This window comes from Enterobacter hormaechei subsp. hoffmannii, from assembly GCF_001729745.1.
GTDB classification, from domain to species: domain Bacteria; phylum Pseudomonadota; class Gammaproteobacteria; order Enterobacterales; family Enterobacteriaceae; genus Enterobacter; species Enterobacter intestinihominis.
This window is the reverse complement of sequence record NZ_CP017186.1, coordinates 3835404-3853395: the sequence shown is the minus strand read 5'-3', so window position 1 is coordinate 3853395 and position 17992 is coordinate 3835404. Positions and strand designations below refer to the sequence as shown.

General features: G+C 56.3%; 15 protein-coding genes and 1 riboswitch. Of the genes, 6 read left to right on the top strand and 9 right to left on the bottom strand.

Annotated elements, in window-relative coordinates; all coding sequences use genetic code 11:
* Positions 1-33: 33 nt before the first annotated feature.
* Positions 34-1500 carry an MFS transporter gene (locus BFV65_RS18115; RefSeq protein WP_023306976.1) on the bottom strand — a complete coding sequence of 489 codons (1467 nt, stop codon included), beginning with the start codon at positions 1498-1500 and terminating at the stop codon, positions 34-36.
* A gap of 91 nt (positions 1501-1591) precedes the next feature.
* The gene (gene plsY, locus BFV65_RS18110; protein ID WP_022649440.1) at positions 1592-2206 is read right to left on the bottom strand and encodes a glycerol-3-phosphate 1-O-acyltransferase PlsY; all 615 of its coding nucleotides are present in this window, start codon (positions 2204-2206) and stop codon (positions 1592-1594) included.
* Between the two features lie 107 nt (positions 2207-2313).
* Here plsY and folB point away from each other — a divergent pair, with 107 nt between their 5' ends.
* Together folB and bacA are read left to right on the top strand one after the other, a co-directional pair.
* Positions 2314-2682 carry a bifunctional dihydroneopterin aldolase/7,8-dihydroneopterin epimerase gene (gene folB, locus BFV65_RS18105; protein WP_063149085.1) on the top strand — a complete coding sequence of 123 codons (369 nt, stop codon included), beginning with the start codon at positions 2314-2316 and terminating at the stop codon, positions 2680-2682.
* A 106-nt stretch (positions 2683-2788) separates the two neighbouring features.
* Entirely contained in the window at positions 2789-3610 is an 822-nt protein-coding gene (bacA, locus tag BFV65_RS18100) for an undecaprenyl-diphosphate phosphatase (protein ID WP_003862545.1), read from the top strand.
* 13 nt (positions 3611-3623) lie between these two features.
* Here the strand turns inward: bacA and BFV65_RS18095 are convergent, their stop codons facing one another.
* Positions 3624-4865: a multifunctional CCA addition/repair protein gene (locus BFV65_RS18095; RefSeq protein WP_069596969.1), complete on the bottom strand. Its 1242-nt coding sequence runs from the start codon at positions 4863-4865 to the stop codon at positions 3624-3626.
* A 60-nt stretch (positions 4866-4925) separates the two neighbouring features.
* A complete protein-coding gene (locus tag BFV65_RS18090; protein ID WP_001303390.1) occupies positions 4926-5546 on the bottom strand; it encodes a TIGR04211 family SH3 domain-containing protein in 621 nt (206 codons plus the stop codon).
* A gap of 237 nt (positions 5547-5783) precedes the next feature.
* Here BFV65_RS18090 and BFV65_RS18085 point away from each other — a divergent pair, with 237 nt between their 5' ends.
* From BFV65_RS18085 to hldE, 3 genes are read left to right on the top strand one after another with little or no spacing between them, the layout of a single operon-like run.
* Positions 5784-7085 carry a CYTH domain-containing protein gene (locus BFV65_RS18085; protein WP_048965605.1) on the top strand — a complete coding sequence of 434 codons (1302 nt, stop codon included), beginning with the start codon at positions 5784-5786 and terminating at the stop codon, positions 7083-7085.
* A 21-nt stretch (positions 7086-7106) separates the two neighbouring features.
* Positions 7107-9962, top strand: a complete 2856-nt coding sequence (gene glnE / locus BFV65_RS18080) for a bifunctional [glutamate--ammonia ligase]-adenylyl-L-tyrosine phosphorylase/[glutamate--ammonia-ligase] adenylyltransferase (RefSeq protein WP_069596968.1) — start codon at positions 7107-7109, stop codon at positions 9960-9962.
* 40 nt (positions 9963-10002) lie between these two features.
* Positions 10003-11433 carry a bifunctional D-glycero-beta-D-manno-heptose-7-phosphate kinase/D-glycero-beta-D-manno-heptose 1-phosphate adenylyltransferase HldE gene (hldE, locus tag BFV65_RS18075; RefSeq protein WP_015571898.1) on the top strand — a complete coding sequence of 477 codons (1431 nt, stop codon included), beginning with the start codon at positions 10003-10005 and terminating at the stop codon, positions 11431-11433.
* A 114-nt stretch (positions 11434-11547) separates the two neighbouring features.
* Here the strand turns inward: hldE and ubiK are convergent, their stop codons facing one another.
* Positions 11548-11844 (bottom strand): ubiquinone biosynthesis accessory factor UbiK, encoded by a 297-nt coding sequence (gene ubiK / locus BFV65_RS18070; protein WP_000566823.1) that lies wholly within the window; start codon positions 11842-11844, stop codon positions 11548-11550.
* Positions 11845-11964: 120 nt separating this feature from the next.
* Positions 11965-12115: riboswitch (FMN riboswitch) on the top strand.
* Positions 12116-12220: 105 nt separating this feature from the next.
* On the opposite strand from ubiK, the gene ribB reads away from it, so the two are divergent.
* Positions 12221-12874, top strand: coding sequence for a 3,4-dihydroxy-2-butanone-4-phosphate synthase (ribB, locus tag BFV65_RS18065; protein WP_003862538.1), 654 nt, complete (start codon positions 12221-12223; stop codon positions 12872-12874).
* A 44-nt stretch (positions 12875-12918) separates the two neighbouring features.
* On the opposite strand, the gene BFV65_RS18060 is transcribed toward ribB, so the two are convergent.
* The 4 genes from BFV65_RS18060 to BFV65_RS18045 form a co-directional block, all read right to left on the bottom strand.
* Positions 12919-13980, bottom strand: coding sequence for a type 1 fimbrial protein (locus BFV65_RS18060; RefSeq protein WP_058646834.1), 1062 nt, complete (start codon positions 13978-13980; stop codon positions 12919-12921).
* On the bottom strand, positions 13964-14725 hold the full coding sequence (locus tag BFV65_RS18055) for a fimbrial biogenesis chaperone (protein ID WP_022649433.1): 762 nt from the start codon (positions 14723-14725) through the stop codon (positions 13964-13966). Before BFV65_RS18055 ends, BFV65_RS18060 begins: the two co-directional genes overlap by 17 nt.
* Before the next feature lie 9 nt (positions 14726-14734).
* A complete protein-coding gene (locus BFV65_RS18050) occupies positions 14735-17179 on the bottom strand; it encodes a fimbria/pilus outer membrane usher protein (protein ID WP_069596967.1) in 2445 nt (814 codons plus the stop codon).
* Positions 17180-17255: 76 nt separating this feature from the next.
* Entirely contained in the window at positions 17256-17816 is a 561-nt protein-coding gene (locus BFV65_RS18045) for a fimbrial protein (RefSeq protein WP_022649431.1), read from the bottom strand.
* Between the last annotated feature and the right edge of the window lie 176 nt (positions 17817-17992).

Sequence of the window (17992 nt, the reverse complement as noted above, 5' to 3'; positions counted from 1 at the left end):
CCGGGTAAGCGCAGCGTCACCCGGCAAGAAAGGTTAACGATAATCCTCTGCATCCACATCATACCCCGACGGCTCCCAGCGGATCGCCAGCAGCGATACCAGGCCGATAAACGGCGCCAGCGCAATCACCCAGAACACGGCGGTATCCAGCGACGCGACCAGTAGCGGGAACAGAAACAGTGACAGCGTTGAACTGCTGCGCATCAGCGTCTGGTTAAGCCCCACGCCCACGCCGCGCAGCGAGGTCGGGTAGCTCAAGGAGGCAAACGTCATGGTATGCGCACCCGGACCAAAACCCTGGCCAAACAGGAACAGCGCCAGCATCGCGACGGCGACCACGCCTTCCGTGGCCCCGTCAGGGCGGCCAATCAGCGCCAGACCGAGCAGCGCCACCAGCTGGCAGGCGTAACCCGCCAGTGACATCCGCCACGCGCCGAAGCGCGGAACATAGCGCACTGCCAGCAGCCCGCCGACAAACGCAAACAGCAGGTTAAGCGCCAGCGAGATCAGAATGGTGGTCAGCATCGACTGCACAAAGAAGCTGGAGATGATCACCGGCAGGCCAAAGGCTACGGCGTTATAGGCGAACGAGGAGACAACCGACAGCAGCGTGGCGAGCGTGGTACGCCGCAGGTAGATACCGCGGAACAGATTCAGGTAGTTCGACCATTTTGCCTTATTGACCACCGGCGCGGGCTGGTCAAGCGCATCCTGCGGCACGTGGGCATTAATGTTGTACGACTGCCGCAGGATGGACGCCGCCTCCTTCAGATTGCCCTGATTCGCCGCCCAGACCGGGGATTCGCTCATATAGCGGCTGCGGATGGCGATAATCACCAGCGCGGGCACCGCGCCGAAGCCAAGGATCAGACGCCAGAGCCAGTCGCTGTGGCCTTCCGGCAGCACGGCGTAGAAGAAGAGCACCAGAAGATAAGAGATGCTGATGGCCGCATACCAGGTGGGGCACCACATTGCCACGCTGGAGGCTTTATTCCCCGGGCCTTTCAGCCTGGCGAACTCGCTGAGAAACGCCATCGCCACGGGAAGGTCGATCCCGACGCCAAGACCCATCACAAAGCGCGCGCCCGCCAGCACATATTCGTTCGGAGCCAGCGCACAGGCGATGGCGGCGACGACAAAGAACACCATGTCGGCCATAAAGACGCGGTAGCGCCCGATTTTATCCGTAAGATAGCCGCCAAGCAGCGCCCCGACAATGGCACCAAAGGTAATGGCTGAAGCCACCATGCCGGTACCAGCGGGCGTCAGGTTAAATTCGCGGGTGATGTCTTTGATGCCGAATGCCAGTGCGCCGAGATCGTAGGCATCGAGAAAAATTCCCCCGAGCGCGATACCGACCACGATGCGGGCATTGGCCCGGCCCTGAGAGCCGTCATTAACGAGACGTGAAACGTCCGATGCGCTGCGTACCCACTTGATGTCGCCATCCGGGGTGTTTCCTGCCGTTGGGAGGGGAGTTGTGTCTGTGATTTCTGCCATTTTCTTTTATGTGGTTGTGTTGTGTACCTAACAGTTACCACAGGCAGAAGGGGACAAAAATCACATTTGGTTATAAGGCATAACGAACGGTTTACTGAGCGTCTTTCTTTTTACGCTTGAGCTTCGTCCAGATCTTGGTCTCCTGGCGACGCCACAGGCGCTGAATGTTGTCATGATGACGCAGCAGGATCAGGCACGAGAGCATCGATACCGGGAAGGTAAACTGCGGTTTAAACCACCAGACATAAAACGGAGCGATCAGCGCGCTGACGATGGCGCCCAGCGATGAATAGCCGCTCAGCAGGATGGTCAGCAGCCAGGTGCCCGCCATCACGCCAGTGAGATCCCAGCCGATCGGCGCAATCGCGCCAAACGCGGTTGCAACGCCTTTACCGCCTTTAAAACCAAAGAAAACGGGCCAGATATGGCCGACGCAGGCGGCGATAGCAATCAGCCCCAGCCAGAAGGGTGTGACGCCCAGCGCATACGCACCCCAGACGGGGAGCATTCCTTTCAGAACATCAAAAATCAAAACCGCTACGGCTGCTCCCTTGCCGCCAATTCGTAGTACATTGGTCGCCCCGGGATTCCCGGAACCACTTTCACGCGGGTCAGGCAACCCGGCGATGCGGCAGACCAGAATGGCGCTGGAGATTGAGCCGCAAAGGTAGGCGAGGATAATCATTCCAGGCGCGATTGCACTCATAACGCTGTTCCGTTTTGAAAATGTATCTGTATTCTCAGCATCTGTGGATAATACGCATAATTCGCCGGAAGTGGTATCCGGTTTAGCCAAAAAACAGGCAGGTCGTGATGGATATTGTATTTATAGAGCAACTTTCGGTAATCACCACAATTGGTGTTTACGACTGGGAACAGACCATCGAGCAGAAACTGGTGTTCGATATCGAAATGGGCTGGGATAACCGCAAGTCAGCAAAAAGCGATGATGTGAATGACTGTCTGAGCTACGCCGACATCAGTGAAGCGGTCATCGGCCACGTGGAAGGGCAACGATTTGCGCTGGTGGAACGCGTGGCGGAAGAGGTAGCGGACCTGCTACTGAGCAAATTTAACTCCCCGTGGGTGCGCATCAAACTAAGCAAGCCGGGCGCGGTGGCGCGCGCCGCCAATGTGGGCGTGATTATCGAGCGTGGCACAAATCTGAAAGGAAAGATTTAACGTCATAATTGCTAAACCATTTTAGGTTATATCGGTCTTAAAGCTGTATCTTTCACGGTTGTCCGCGTGGGACACCGTTTTTTTATATCTTTTTAGGGGTTTATAGATGAGCGATATGCACTCGCTGCTGGTGGCGGCAATTCTGGGTGTGGTCGAAGGATTGACGGAGTTTTTGCCGGTGTCCAGTACGGGCCATATGATTATCGTTGGCCATCTCCTGGGCTTTGAAGGCGATACCGCAAAGACGTTTGAGGTGGTGATTCAGCTGGGCTCTATTCTGGCGGTGGTCGTCATGTTCTGGCGTCGTCTGTTTGGTCTGATCGGCATCCACTTCGGGCGTTTACCGCAGCGTGAAGGAGAGGGCAAGGGGCGCCTGACGCTGATTCATATTCTGCTGGGGATGATCCCGGCGGTGGTGCTGGGGCTGGTGTTCCACGACACCATAAAATCGCTTTTCAACCCGATTAACGTGATGTACGCGCTGGTTGTCGGCGGCTTCCTGCTGATTGCCGCCGAAGTGCTGAAGCCAAAAACCCCGCGTGCAGAAGGTCTGGACGATATGACGTATCGCCAGGCGTTTATGATTGGCTGCTTCCAGTGTCTGGCGCTGTGGCCGGGCTTCTCCCGTTCAGGGGCAACCATTTCCGGCGGGATGCTGATGGGCGTGAGCCGTTACGCGGCGTCTGAGTTCTCGTTCCTGCTGGCGGTACCGATGATGATGGGCGCCACCGCACTGGATCTCTACAAAAGCATCGGCTTCCTGACCGTAGGCGACATTCCGATGTTCGCCGTGGGCTTTATCACCGCCTTTATCGTGGCGCTGATTGCCATCAAAACCTTCCTGCAACTGATTAAGCGTATCTCGTTTATTCCGTTCGCGATCTACCGCTTTATCGTCGCGGCTGCCGTGTACGTGGTCTTCTTCTGATGACCGCCCGCCCTCAGTCTTTCGGCTGAGGGCAACGTTTTTCCTTCCACGCCGCAACCGCATCAATCCGCCGTTTCGTCAGCTCTTCGCGGATCTCCGGGCCTTTAAACCCTGCCTCCACCACCTCTTTCGTTGGCACCGCTTTTGCGATTTCCCACGCCTCGCGCAGCAAACGACCCTGCGGATAATCGGACGCTTCAAACCCGGTACGGCCGCGCACGTCCGCTTCGCTGGTCAGCGCAATTTGCTCCACGCGCTGCGGCTTGCGCCAGGCGTCGATGTTATCGAACAGCCTGACGATGGTGGCGGGTTTCAGGATCGGGAAGGTGTGGATCAGGTCGTGGAACTCGGCGACCAGTTTTGCCAGATCGCGAATGTCATTCGGCACGCGCAGGCGCTGGCAAAGCCCTTCAACCAGCTTTACGCCAGCCGGACCGTGCCCGTGGTGGCGTGGCCACAACTCCTTTGGCGTTAAACCTTTGCCGAGGTCATGGCAGAGGGTGGAAAAGCGCACGTCCACTTCAGGGCTGAGCATAGCGGCCATGCTAAGCGTCATCAGGGTGTGAATGCCGGTATCAATTTCCGGGTGCCATTTCGCCGGGGCGGGCACGCCAAACAGCGCGTCTATTTCCGGGAACAGCACTTTCAGCGCCCCGCAGTCGCGCAGAACCTGGAAAAAGACCTGTGGATTACGGGTAGTCAGGGCGTTTTCGGTCTCTTTCCAGACGCGTTCTGGCGTCAGGTGTTCCAGCTCGCCCGCGTCGGTCATGGCCGTCATCAGCGCCATCGTCTCGTCGGCGATACGGAAGCTCAGATGGGCATAACGGGCGGCAAAACGCGCCACGCGCAGTACGCGAAGCGGATCTTCAGAAAAGGCGGGGGAAATATGGCGTAAAAGACGATCGCGCAGATCGTTCTGGCCGCCGTAGGCGTCGATGATATGTCCGTTTTCGTCCTGCGCCAGGGCGTTAATGGTGAGATCGCGGCGCATTAAGTCCTGCTCCAGCGTGACATCCGGCGCGGCATAGCAGGTGAAGCCGGTATAACCGGAACCCGATTTCCGTTCGGTACGCGCCAGGGCGTACTCTTCGCGGCTTTTCGGATGGAGGAACACAGGAAAATCGCGGCCTACCTGCTGGTAGCCCGCGTCAATCATCGCTTCGGGCGTGGCACCGACCACGACCCAATCTTTATCTTTGACCGGCAGACCTAATAACGCATCACGTACCGCACCACCGACCAGATAACTCTTCACGCCAACACTCCCGTTTTCTCTTTTCGCAAGATGATACGTAAGTGTGGCAGAGAAGACGAGTTAGTTCATCCAGCGGTCTTTACGTTTACGGCTTGGGATAAGGTGAGGAAGCACCAGACCCAGCACCAGACCGACGCCCAGTACGCCGCCGCCATACATAAACCACTGCATGATGATGGTGCGTTGTTTGTCATCCAGCTGTAGATTAGCGGCGTTTACTTTCTTCTGTGCGACGATCAGCTCATTTTTCAGCTTCTGATTTTCGTCTTTCAGGCCGGCGATCACGCTGTCGCTTTGCGCCACTTTCTGCTGCATCTCTGCGGTGCGCTGGTTCCAGGTACCGTCAATGTTGTTCAGCTTATCGGTCAGGGTTTTCACCTGATTTTCCAGATCCGGCACGCGGGTGCGCAGGCTTGGCACTGTGCTTAGCTCTTTCAGCGGGATCCATGAGGTGCGGCCAGAGCTGTCACGAACCTGACCGTAATTGGTGTCTGCGTTAGTTTGCAGCAGAGTCACTTCCTCGCCGGCATTTACCGTACCCACGAGGCGATAATTGTCTCCAGGGCCGCTGCGTACCCAGGTATTCAGTTCATCAGAAACGTAACGTTTCTCTTCAGCGTGGACCGCGGTTGCGGCGCTAAAAGCGAGTAAAGTAAGTCCAATCAGGCGTAATTTAAGCATATCAGTCGTTATTTTCATAAAAAGTGGAACGATAGTAGTGGTATCAGTGTCGCTACGCAAAGGATTCATCATCAATCGGAATCATCTGTGTCATGATTTCCACCGCTTTAAACTTTTACGCCCGTCAAATTGCTCATTGCGTGGCAATTTGGCGCAAAATACTATGTACTGACAAACAAATGGCGAGGAAGTTCGCCTTCATCGACGCGTCTGTGACGCACGCAAAAGTACAAGGCTATGGCACAAGAGATCGAATTAAAGTTTATCGTCGAAAAAGACAGCGCTGACGCGCTCCGCCAGCATCTGAATACGCTGTCCGGCGAGCACCATGAACCCGTACAGCTGCTCAACATCTATTACGAAACGCCGGACAACTGGCTGCGCAACCACGATATGGGCCTGCGCATCCGTGGTGCGAACGGGCGCTACGAGATGACGATGAAAATCGCCGGTCGCGTGGTGGGCGGTTTGCACCAGCGTCCGGAATACAATATCGACATCAGTAAGCCAGAACTTGAGCTGGATCGTTTTCCGGCGGAAGTGTGGCCGGAAGGGACGCTGCCCGCAACGCTGTCGGCAGAGGCGCAACCGCTGTTCAGCACCGATTTCTGGCGCGAGAAATGGCTGGTGACGGAAGGCAAGAGCCGCATTGAGATTGCGTTTGATCGAGGTGAAATTAAGGCTGGTGAAGAGCAGGAGCCGATCTGCGAATTGGAACTCGAACTGCTGGAAGGCGACGCGAGCGACGTGCTGAAGCTGGCGCGCAAGCTGGTAAACCAGCCTGGCCTGCGTCAGGGCAGCCTGAGTAAAGCGGCGCGCGGCTATCACCTGGCCGCCGGGAATGCGCCGCGCGTGCTGCGAGAAACCCCGATTCTGCGCGTTGTGCCGAAAGCCTCCGTTGAGCAGGGCATGGAAGCGGCGCTGGAGCTGGCGCTCTCTCAGTGGCAGTACCACGAGGAGCTGTGGGCGCGTAACGTCAAAAATGCCAAAAAACAGGTGCTCGCTGCTATGGGGCTGGTGCGTCACACCCTGGCGCTGTTCGGCGGTATTGTACCGCGTAAAGCCAGTGCTCACTTACGTGATCTGCTCACTCAAACCGAAACGCTGATGCTTTCTGACGTGTCGGCACAAACGGCGATCTACAGCCCGCAAAACGCCAGCGCGAAACTGGCGTTGACCGAATTTCTGGTGACGCGCGGCTGGCGCATTTTCCTCGATGCGAAAGGGCAGACTAAAATCGCGGAAAACTTCAAACGTTTTGCGGATATCCACCTCTCCCGTCACGCGGCCGAGCTGCGAACCACCTTCGCGCATCCGCTGGGCGACCAGTATGGCGATCAGCTTCCCCGCCTGGCGCGTAACATCGACAGCATGTTGCTGCTGTCAGGTGCGTATGAGGGCGTGAAGGCGCAGGCCTGGCTGGAGAACTGGCAGGGGCTTAAGCATGCCATCGAGACCCGTCAGCAGATTGAGATCGAGCATTTCCGCAATGAGGCCATTTCGCAGGATCCGTACTGGCTGCACAGCGGAAAACGTTAATTCTGGCAAGGAACCCCTGATATGCCGCTTTCTTCGCAGTTACAGCAGCACTGGCAGACCGTTTGCGAACGCCTGCCTGAGTCGTTACCCGCGTCATCGTTAAGCGAGCAGGCGAAAAGCGTGCTCACGTTCAGTGATTTTGTGCAGGAGAGCGTCAGCGCTAACCCGGACTGGCTGGCAGCGCTGGAAAGCGCGCCGCCGCAGGCTGACGAGTGGCGGCATTATGCTGGCTGGCTGCAAACCGCGCTGGCAGAGGTGGCAGATGAACCCACGCTGATGCGCGTTCTGCGTCAGTTCCGCCGCCGGGTGATGGTACGCATTGCCTGGGCGCAGGCGCTGGAGCTGGTGAGTGAAGAGAGCACCTTGCAGCAGTTGAGCGAGCTGGCGCAGACGCTGATCGTCGCCGCGCGGGACTGGCTCTACGCCGCCTGCTGTAAAGAGTGGGGCACGCCGTGCAGCGAAGACGGGGTTCCGCAACCGCTGTTGATTCTGGGGATGGGCAAGCTGGGCGGCTGCGAGCTCAATTTTTCCTCAGACATCGACCTGATTTTTGCCTGGCCGGAGAACGGCACCACGCGCGGCGGTCGTCGCGAGCTGGACAACGCCCAGTTCTTTACCCGCCTCGGCCAGCGGCTGATTAAGGCGCTGGATCAGCCCACCCAGGATGGTTTTGTCTACCGCGTGGACATGCGTCTGCGTCCGTTTGGCGACAGCGGGCCACTGGTGCTGAGCTTTGCCGCGCTGGAAGATTATTACCAGGAGCAGGGGCGCGACTGGGAGCGTTACGCGATGGTCAAAGCGCGGATCATGGGCGACAGCGACGATGCCTACGCCAACGAGCTGCGCGCCATGCTGCGCCCGTTCGTGTTCCGCCGCTACATCGACTTTAGCGTGATCCAGTCCCTGCGAAATATGAAAGGGATGATTGCCCGCGAGGTGCGTCGCCGTGGCCTGAAGGACAACATCAAGCTCGGCGCGGGCGGTATTCGTGAGATCGAATTTATCGTCCAGGTCTTCCAGCTGATACGCGGCGGGCGCGAACCTTCTCTGCAATCCCGCTCGCTGTTGCCGACGCTCAGCGCTATCGATCAGCTGCATCTGCTGCCGGAAGGCGACGCGCAAACGCTGCGTGACGCTTATCTCTTCCTGCGTCGTCTGGAAAATCTGCTGCAAAGTATCAACGACGAACAGACCCAGACGTTACCGGGCGATGAGCTGAACCGGGCACGTCTGGCCTGGGGGATGCGGGTGGATGACTGGGCAGCGCTGACGGAACGGCTGGAAGCGCATATGGCGGGCGTGCGCCGCATCTTTAACGATCTGATCGGCGACGACGAAAGTGAATCGCAGGACGATGCGCTCTCCGAGCACTGGCGCGAACTGTGGCAGGACGCGCTTCAGGAAGATGACACCACGCCGGTGCTGGCGCACTTAAGCGACGATGCCCGCCATCGCGTGGTGGCGTTGATTGCTGATTTCCGTCTCGAACTGAACAAACGCGCCATTGGCCCGCGCGGTCGGCAGGTGCTGGATCATCTGATGCCGCATCTGCTGAGCGATGTCTGCTCCCGCGAGGATGCGCCGGTGCCGCTGTCGCGCATGATGCCGCTCCTGAGCGGGATCGTCACGCGTACCACCTACCTTGAACTGTTAAGTGAGTTTCCCGGCGCGCTGAAGCATCTGATTTCCCTTTGCGCCGCCTCCCCGATGGTGGCGAACAAGCTGGCGCGTTATCCGCTGCTGCTCGACGAACTGCTCGACCCGAATACGCTCTATCAGCCGACGGCGACGGATGCTTACCGCGACGAGCTGCGTCAGTATCTGCTGCGCGTGCCGGAAGAGGACGAAGAGCAACAGCTTGAGGCGCTGCGTCAGTTTAAGCAGGCACAGATGTTGCGCGTGGCGGCGGCAGATATCGCCGGTACCCTGCCGGTAATGAAAGTGAGCGATCACTTAACCTGGCTGGCGGAAGCGATCATCGACGCGGTGGTCCACCAGGCGTGGGTGCAGATGGTGGCCCGCTACGGGCAGCCGAAGCACCTTGCTGACCGTGAAGGCCGCGGTTTTGCGGTGGTGGGTTACGGCAAGCTGGGCGGCTGGGAGCTGGGCTACAGCTCCGATCTGGATCTGATTTTCCTCCACGACTGTCCGGTTGACGTGATGACCGACGGTGAGCGTGAAATCGACGGGCGGCAGTTCTACCTGCGCCTGGCCCAGCGCATCATGCACCTGTTCAGCACTCGCACCTCATCCGGCATTCTGTATGAAGTGGATGCGCGTCTGCGCCCGTCCGGCGCGGCAGGCATGCTGGTCACCTCGACGGAGGCTTTCGCCGACTATCAGAAGAACGAAGCCTGGACGTGGGAGCATCAGGCGCTGGTGCGCGCCCGCGTGGTATACGGCGATCCGCAGCTCAAAACGCAGTTCGATGCGATCCGCAAGGCGGTCATGACGACCCCGCGCGAGGGCAGTACGCTGCAAACCGAAGTGCGGGAAATGCGGGAGAAGATGCGCGCGCACCTTGGCAACAAACATCGCGATCGCTTTGATATTAAAGCCGATGAAGGCGGCATTACCGATATCGAGTTTATCACTCAGTACCTGGTGCTGCTGCACGCGCACGATAAGCCGAAGCTGACCCGCTGGTCGGATAACGTGCGCATACTGGAACTGCTGGCGCAGAACGACATTATGGATGAGCAGGAGGCGCAGGCATTAACCCGCGCCTACACCACGCTGCGTGATGAGTTGCACCATCTGGCCTTACAGGAACAGCCGGGCCATGTGGCGCTGGACTGTTTCACCGATGAACGCGCGCAGGTGACCACAAGCTGGCAGAAGTGGCTGGTGGAACCGTGCGTAACAAAACAAGTGTGATATTATCGCGCGCAAATTGTGAATCTTTCTGGAGTCAGGAATGAAAGTAACACTGCCAGAGTTTGAACGTGCTGGAGTTATGGTTGTCGGTGATGTGATGCTGGATCGCTACTGGTATGGGCCGACCAGCCGTATCTCTCCGGAAGCGCCGGTGCCGGTAGTTAAGGTCGACACCATTGAAGAGCGTCCAGGCGGCGCGGCAAACGTGGCGATGAACATAGCCTCGCTGGGCGCGCATTCGCGTCTGGTGGGCCTGACCGGCATTGACGATGCGGCGCGTGCCCTGAGTCAGTCGCTGGCGGACGTGAACGTGAAGTGCGACTTCGTTTCTGTTCCGACCCACCCAACCATCACCAAGCTTCGCGTCCTGTCGCGTAACCAGCAGCTGATCCGCCTCGATTTCGAAGAAGGATTCGAAGGCGTTGATCCTGAGCCGCTACACGAGCGTATTAGCCAGGCGCTGGGTAATATCGGCGCGCTGGTGCTGTCTGATTATGCCAAAGGTGCGCTGGCGAGCGTGCAGACCATGATCCAGCTGGCGCGCAAAGCCAGCGTTCCGGTGCTGATCGACCCGAAAGGCACCGATTTCGAGCGCTATCGCGGCGCAACCCTGCTGACGCCCAACCTCTCTGAGTTCGAAGCGGTGGCGGGCAAGTGCAAAACTGAAGAAGAGCTGGTTGAGCGCGGCATGAAAATCATCGCTGATTTCGAGCTGTCTGCGCTGCTGGTGACCCGTTCCGAACAGGGCATGACGCTGCTGCAACCGGGCAAGGCGCCGCTGCATATGCCAACTCAGGCGCAGGAAGTGTACGACGTGACCGGTGCCGGTGATACGGTGATCGGCGTGCTGGCAGCGACGCTGGCGGCGGGGAACTCCCTGGAAGAAGCGTGCTACTTCGCGAACGCCGCGGCGGGCGTGGTCGTCGGTAAACTCGGAACCTCCACCGTTTCGCCAATCGAGCTGGAAAATGCGGTGCGTGGGCGTGCGGATACCGGCTTTGGCGTCATGACCGAAGACGAGCTGAAAGTGGCCGTTGCCGCCGCGCGCAAACGCGGTGAAAAAGTGGTGATGACGAACGGCGTGTTCGACATCCTGCATGCGGGTCATGTCTCGTATCTGGCGAATGCGCGCAAGCTGGGCGACCGCCTGATTGTGGCGGTCAACAGCGATGCCTCAACCAAACGACTGAAGGGTGAAACGCGTCCGGTGAACCCGCTGGAGCAGCGCATGATAGTGCTCGGCGCGCTGGAAGCGGTGGACTGGGTGGTCTCATTTGAAGAAGACACTCCGCAGCGCCTGATTGCCGGAATTCTGCCTGACCTGCTGGTGAAGGGCGGTGATTACAAACCAGAGCAAATCGCAGGTAGCGAAGAGGTCTGGGCGAATGGCGGTGAAGTGATGGTGCTCAACTTTGAGGACGGGTGTTCAACCACCAACATCATTAAGAAGATCCAGAAAGACAGTCAGTAAAAAACGGGCCAGTTGGCCCGTTTTTTTATGTCGGGTGGCGGCTGCGCCTTACCCGACCTACGCGTTCATGTAGGCCCGGTAAGGCGTAGCCGTCACCGGGCACAACAGACCGCACTATGCCTGGTCATCCACCGGTGGAATAGCTGGCGCTGGCTTCACCTCTTCCGGCGCATTGCGGCTCTCCAGCTCGCTCAGACGCTGTTCCAGCAGCGCCAGCTTCTCGCGGGTGCGCAGCAGCACCTGCGTCTGCACGTCAAACTCTTCGCGGCTGACTAAATCAAGGCGAACCAACTGTGCCTGCAACGTCTGGCGAATTTTCTTCTCAACGTCATCACCAAACTCACGAATACCTTTCGGCATGGACTCATGAACCTGACGCGCGATCTGCTCAATTTTTTTTGGGTCAATCATTGTCGTTTCCCTTGATGAAAAGGTGTTAGTGCCTATTGTAGCGCGTCATGCCGCGGGTTAAACAAAATTGTTTGAAGCTTATGCATTGCCCAGGGTAATCAATAGCGTTATAGTTATCTCGCTTATTCTCAGGGCGGGGCGAAATTCCCCACCGGCGGTAAATCAGCTTAACGCTGAAAGCCCGCGAGCGCTTTGGGTGAATTCTCAAAGGTCAGCAGATCCGGTGTAATTCCGGGGCCGACGGTTAGAGTCCGGATGGGAGAGAGTAACGATCCAGTCGGGCAAGGCCCGCTCACGTTATTTTTTTGCCGCTTGTACGGCGCTCCTAAGACTGCCCTGATTCTGGTAACCATAAAGTTAATGAGGTTTTTTTACCATGAATCAGACGCTACTTTCCTCTTTTGGCACTTCAACTCAACGTGTTGAACATGCACTGGATGCACTGCGCGAAGGCCGCGGTGTGATGGTGCTTGACGATGAAAACCGTGAAAACGAAGGCGACATGATTTTTGCCGCCGAGAACATGACCGTTGAGCAGATGGCGCTGACCATCCGTCACGGTAGCGGCATCGTATGCCTGTGCATCACCGAAGACCGTCGCCAGCAGCTTGATCTGCCGATGATGGTTGAAAACAACACAAGCGCCTTTGGTACCGGCTTCACCGTGACCATTGAAGCGGCACATGGCGTCACCACCGGGGTGTCGGCGGCTGACCGCCTGACTACCGTGCGTGCAGCGATTGCTGATGGTGCAAAACCCTCCGATCTGCACCGCCCTGGTCATGTCTTCCCGCTGCGCGCGCAGCCGGGCGGCGTGCTGACCCGTGGTGGTCATACCGAAGCGACCATCGATCTGGTGACGCTGGCTGGCTTCAAACCCGCAGGCGTGCTGTGCGAACTGACCAACGATGATGGCACCATGGCGCGCGCGCCGGAGTGCATCACCTTTGCGCGTCTGCACAATATGCCAGTGGTGACGATTGAAGATCTGGTTGAATACCGCCGGGCGCATGAGCGTAAAGCCAGCTGAACATGCTGATGTGAAAAAGCCGGGGAAACCCGGCTTTTTTGTTTCTAGTGGTAGTTAATTTTGAACAGTACCACGGTTTCAAACGGCCCGGACTGAATCGCTTTTCCTTCATCCCGCGAAAGTTCAGCCGTGTAGTTTTGCTCAAGATTCATCATATCGCCCGTAAAATCGGCGTATTCCTTGTACTGGTTGAATGTGTAAGGCTCCGTTCCGTTAAGAATACGCAGCTTTAACCCATTCCCTATCAGTACCGCGGTGTCGTCTGCGCTGAGCGTTTCGGTTGTGTAAAATGACGAGTCCATCTTAAATCCGTCCGAGCACTGGGCATCCTGCACTTTGGTGGTTCGAATTGAAAACGTGCGAATACGCTTCTGCTGATTCACAATGTCGCGCGCACTGAAGGTGCCGAAGTCGATCTCCTGATTCTCAGGGTAAATGCTAAACGTCGCCCCGCAATCCAGTACCGTAATGTTTTGCAGCCCGTTGATGTGATACTTCAGGTTCTTCGCGTCGGCCATCTGATTAACGCCACCCTTACCGTCAAATTGCACAACGATGTAATCGCTGAGCGAACTGACATAGCCATGCGGCGGCACAGCCTTTATTCTCACGAAAAGTCGTAATCGGGCGACGAACGTGCGCGAAATATGGATATCATCCGGATTACCAGAGCAAATGCGATTCTCCCAACCCATCTGGCGGATTTGAGCAGGGGTGTAAATAGTGATGTTATTGTTGTCCAGACACTGGCGGGTATCCACGCCGTTGGGCTGACCTGTAGCATCGTAATCTATACCTTCATAGGTGACGCCCAGCTCATAATAGGGATCGGTTGCGGTAGGATAAGGATTTACCCAGGCAAAGACATCTTCCGGCTTAAAATTGCTCGAGACGTTGTTGTCACACGTCACCGGAATCCTAATGTCATCAGACTCCCATATTTTTTGGCCAATTTGGGCGTTGCTGGGTATGGCAAAGGGGGAGATCGTTTTTGTCTCCTCGACGGAACCGCCAGAGCCACCCAGATAACAGTTAAGCGCCATCGCATCTTCCAAAGGTAGCGCTGAAAGCAGCAATGTAAGCAGGACACTAGCGAGCTTTCGCATCTTTATCGATTTTCCGTTCGGTAAGTTTACATTGCGCCGTTCCGGTGCACTGCACGTCGACTTTTTTCAGGGCACCGTAATCGTCGATATAGCCGATGCTGTAATAACTACCGTGGTAATCGCCGGTAGACGCGGTTGCCGTGGCGAAAGGCGCAATCATCAGACTGTCAAAACCCGGCAGCATGGTTTTAGCATTTTTGCTCAGCCACGCCAGCGTGATGTAGTACGGCGTAGGGTTGTGGACCGTGAGCCCATCCGCGTTGGCGGAAATTTCCATTCGCATTTCAGTCAGTTCGCCGGATTTTTTGCTAATCGCTTCTGGACGCCAGAACAGCTTAATTCGGCTCTGCATTGCTACCTGCATCACGCTGCGCTCCTCGCTGGCGCTGGTGTTTTTTGGCGGTACTTCACGCAGGTTGAAATAAAACAGCGATTCCCTGTCTCCTGGCAGCTGGCGAGTAGCGGCTTGTTTAACAATCCTTATCTGCGACGAGGTGCCCGCTTCGATACGTTGAATGGGGGGAAGCGCCATAAAGTGCGTATCTTCTTTTTGTCCCTTTTCATCTTCAATCCAGGAGAGCGCCAGATAAGGCAGCACCTTGCTCTGATTGTCCACTTTCAGGCTGCTGGCCTTGTCGCTTTCTGGAAAAACAATGCGCGTGCGGTCCAGATTAATGGCTGCGTGGGTAGCAAATGCTGTGCTGGTTAGCATCAGGCACAGGCTTTTAAACGGCGTTAATTTCATGATGATTTCTTACTGACACGGCAGTATCAACTGCATACTGTTTTCTAAGTGAGAAGGTAACGAGAAGCGACACTGTTGGTTGTCGCCCCATGTCACGCGAAACTGCTGTTCTGGCTCAACGGCGGCCAGCCAGACGCGGCCTTCATCGGCCACCATCCCAACCTGCAAATTGCTTGCTTCCAGGCGAACAATCGCCCCGAGAGGTGGCGCTCCTGATGACATTCGCAGAACGCCTGTCACGTCCTTACCTGCGCGCGTGGCAATCTGACGATAACCAATGGCTCCCTCAGTCCAGGTTGAGGTCACGACGCGGTTGTCTACGTCCACGCCATCAGGGAGGTTGTTCAGATTGACCTGCACGCTGGAGGGGGAATAGCTGGAGAATGACGGTAAAACGCCGATGCCAAAACGGTTGGTCTCATCTCGCGACATGTTCAGCGGGATATTGCCTACCCCGTCGGTGCTGACCATCACACGAGGTTCATTACCGTAGCTGCGCCGGTGCAGCGCGGCGCCTTTCGCCGTTGAGGTGAAGGAACCACTCCAGCTCGCGCTGAGGGAGTTATATTCGTCAGCTTTATAGCTGCCTGAGAGATTGAGATCGCCGTACGTAGAATAATGCTGATAATTCCCGCTGACCTGCGCGCCGGAATCTGGCTTTCCGCTCTCCGCGCCTGCGGAAACGCCCCAGGTATTATTGCGATCCGACGTGTCATACCACGACACGTTATGACTCAGCGTGTCGCTGTTACGCAGGTCATAGTTAAGACGATGATCGGGATCGAGCGGTACGCTGAGCGAGAGATAGAACTGAGTATCGTCACTTTCGTCTTCCTCATCGTAATGCGTTTTACTCCAGGACAGGGTTACGCCGAGGTTCTTCCAGCGGCCCATATCAAAGTTGTAGCCCGCCGTGATGCTGCCGGTCGTGGAAGGTGAATCATTCCACCATGTCTGACGCAGCATGTTGACGTACAGGTTCAGGGATAACGCTGAAATGTACTGGCTTGCCGTCACGCTCAGGGTTTGTTTCTCCGACTGGCGGTCACCGTCGTCATAATCAAGGTAGCGGGCGTAGCTCAAAAACTGGGGGTCTGAGTAGCGGTAGCTGGCAAGCGTAAGCTGACTGCCGGTGGTATCGAAACGCTTGCTGTAGTTAATGCGATAGCTGTAACCCGTCTGACTGCGCTGGTGTGGCAGCTGGCTGGTGGCCTGCGTGACGTCAAAAGAGAGCGCCCCCAGCCAGGCCATATTCTGGCCGATCCCGGCAGCGACGGAACGATAACCGTCGCCATCAGTCAGCGTGCCGCCATACAGGGAGGTGTGTGACAGCATGCCCCAGGAAAATTCGCCGCTCATGAAGGCGTTATCTTCAACGTCATGGGAGGCACCCTGGCGCGCTTTACCCGCCGCGAACTTGTAGCGAACCTGACCCTTGCGCGTTAAAAACGGCACGGACTCGGCAGAGACCTGGAAGGTGCTGACGCGGCCGTCCTCTTCCGTGACTTTGACGTCCAGCGTGCCCTGAACCGACTGGTTAAGATCCTGAATAACAAACGGGCCTGGTGGCACTTTACTTTGGTAAATCACGCGATCGGCAAGGCTTACGGTCACCGTGGCGTTGGTTTGCGCTATCCCGGTAATCTGCGGGGCATAGCCGCGCAGCGACCATGGCAGCATACGTTCTTCGCTGATTAGCGATGCGCCGGTATAGGTAAAGGCGTCAAAAATTGCGGACTGGAAATCCGTTTCACCCAGCGTCAGTTTCGCTCCGATTGAGGGCAGAGGGCGGAACATATATACGCGTGAAAAACGGCCATCCTGCTCTGAGCCTGCTTCAGTATCGCTTCGCGTGTACTGGTAATCGCTTCGCAGGCGCCACGCGCCCATGTTCGCACCGACGGTGCCATAGGTATTGGCGTTGTTATTGCTGCTGCCGCTATTGGGCTGATAATGGCTGGCAAAAAGATTGTAATCCAGCAGTACGCCCGGCACGCCGTTGTCCCAGGTGGATGGCGGCATCCAGTCCACCGCACGGTATTGCAGCCATGCCTGGGGGATCGTCACATTCAGGGATTGGCTATCTTGCTCAAACGTAAATCTGATGTCTGGTCTGGCGGCGAAATCAACGCATCCCTCTTTTTCTGGCAAAGCGTGACGAACCTCATCCTGTAACGCAAATGTATCGGCCAGTTCGGGAGGAATACACACTTGAACTGCATTATTTATTTCTCTCCAGCGAAGGAGCCAGCCATTTGCCAGCGGAATATCATTAACTGAAACGGTAACGAAATAGCTTCCCGGCGTAACCGATATTTGATCTTTAAAACGTGATAAATCGACGCTGCCGCGCTGATCTTTATCAATGGCATTTATATTAAATTCAGTGGCAGAGGTAAGTCTCGTCATTAACTGGGATGCAATGATGATTATCCATTGTAATTTGTATGTCATCATCCTGTTACTCGAATATATAAAGGATGCCGACCGGCATGAATTACCAGTCGGCTAATACTGTTACGTAACAGAACTATTTGTACAACAGGACGTAGTTAGCCGTGGCTTCAACCTGGCCTGCCGTCGCAGTTTTACCCGTGGGGACTTCCATAACCGCTTTGAAATGCAGCGTCTGGGTGGTTGATCCTGCCAGCAACTCAACCTCGTTGGATTCTCCCAGCGTGATAGCAGCCTCCGCATTATCCAGCAGACGTACACCCACGTTCTGCGCACCACTTGCATAGGTGTTACTCATCAGGCTGGTGTCTGTCGCGTCTGTCGCTGCGCTGGTGAAGGTGACATCCACTTTGGTAATTGGCGTGTCGGTTTCGTCTGCCGGATCGTCAAGCTGGCAGTTTTCCAGATTAATATCGACCGGAACCGGCGTGGATTTTTTGTTGGCGTTGATAACGGCCGTAGTCACTTCACCCAGATCGACTTCTTTATCAACGCTGTCTGGTGCGATGCTGCACGGTGCGTCAATAACAACACCTTTGAATTTGATTTTGCCAGAGCCTTGATCTTCAGCAAAAGCAGAACCCGACACAATGCCAGCCATAGCCGCTGCTAACAGTAATTTCTTACCCATATACATGGAAATATCCTTTTTCAGAGTGATTCATAATGTGAATATTAATTTCAGAATACTTGCAAAGTATACGGATTGGGGTGGGAGTACGCGATTAACGTGACTTAAATATATTTGTAGGTGCTTTTAATTAATATTTTCAGGCTATCTTAAGAGACGCCTTTTTTTGAAATTCTAATGGG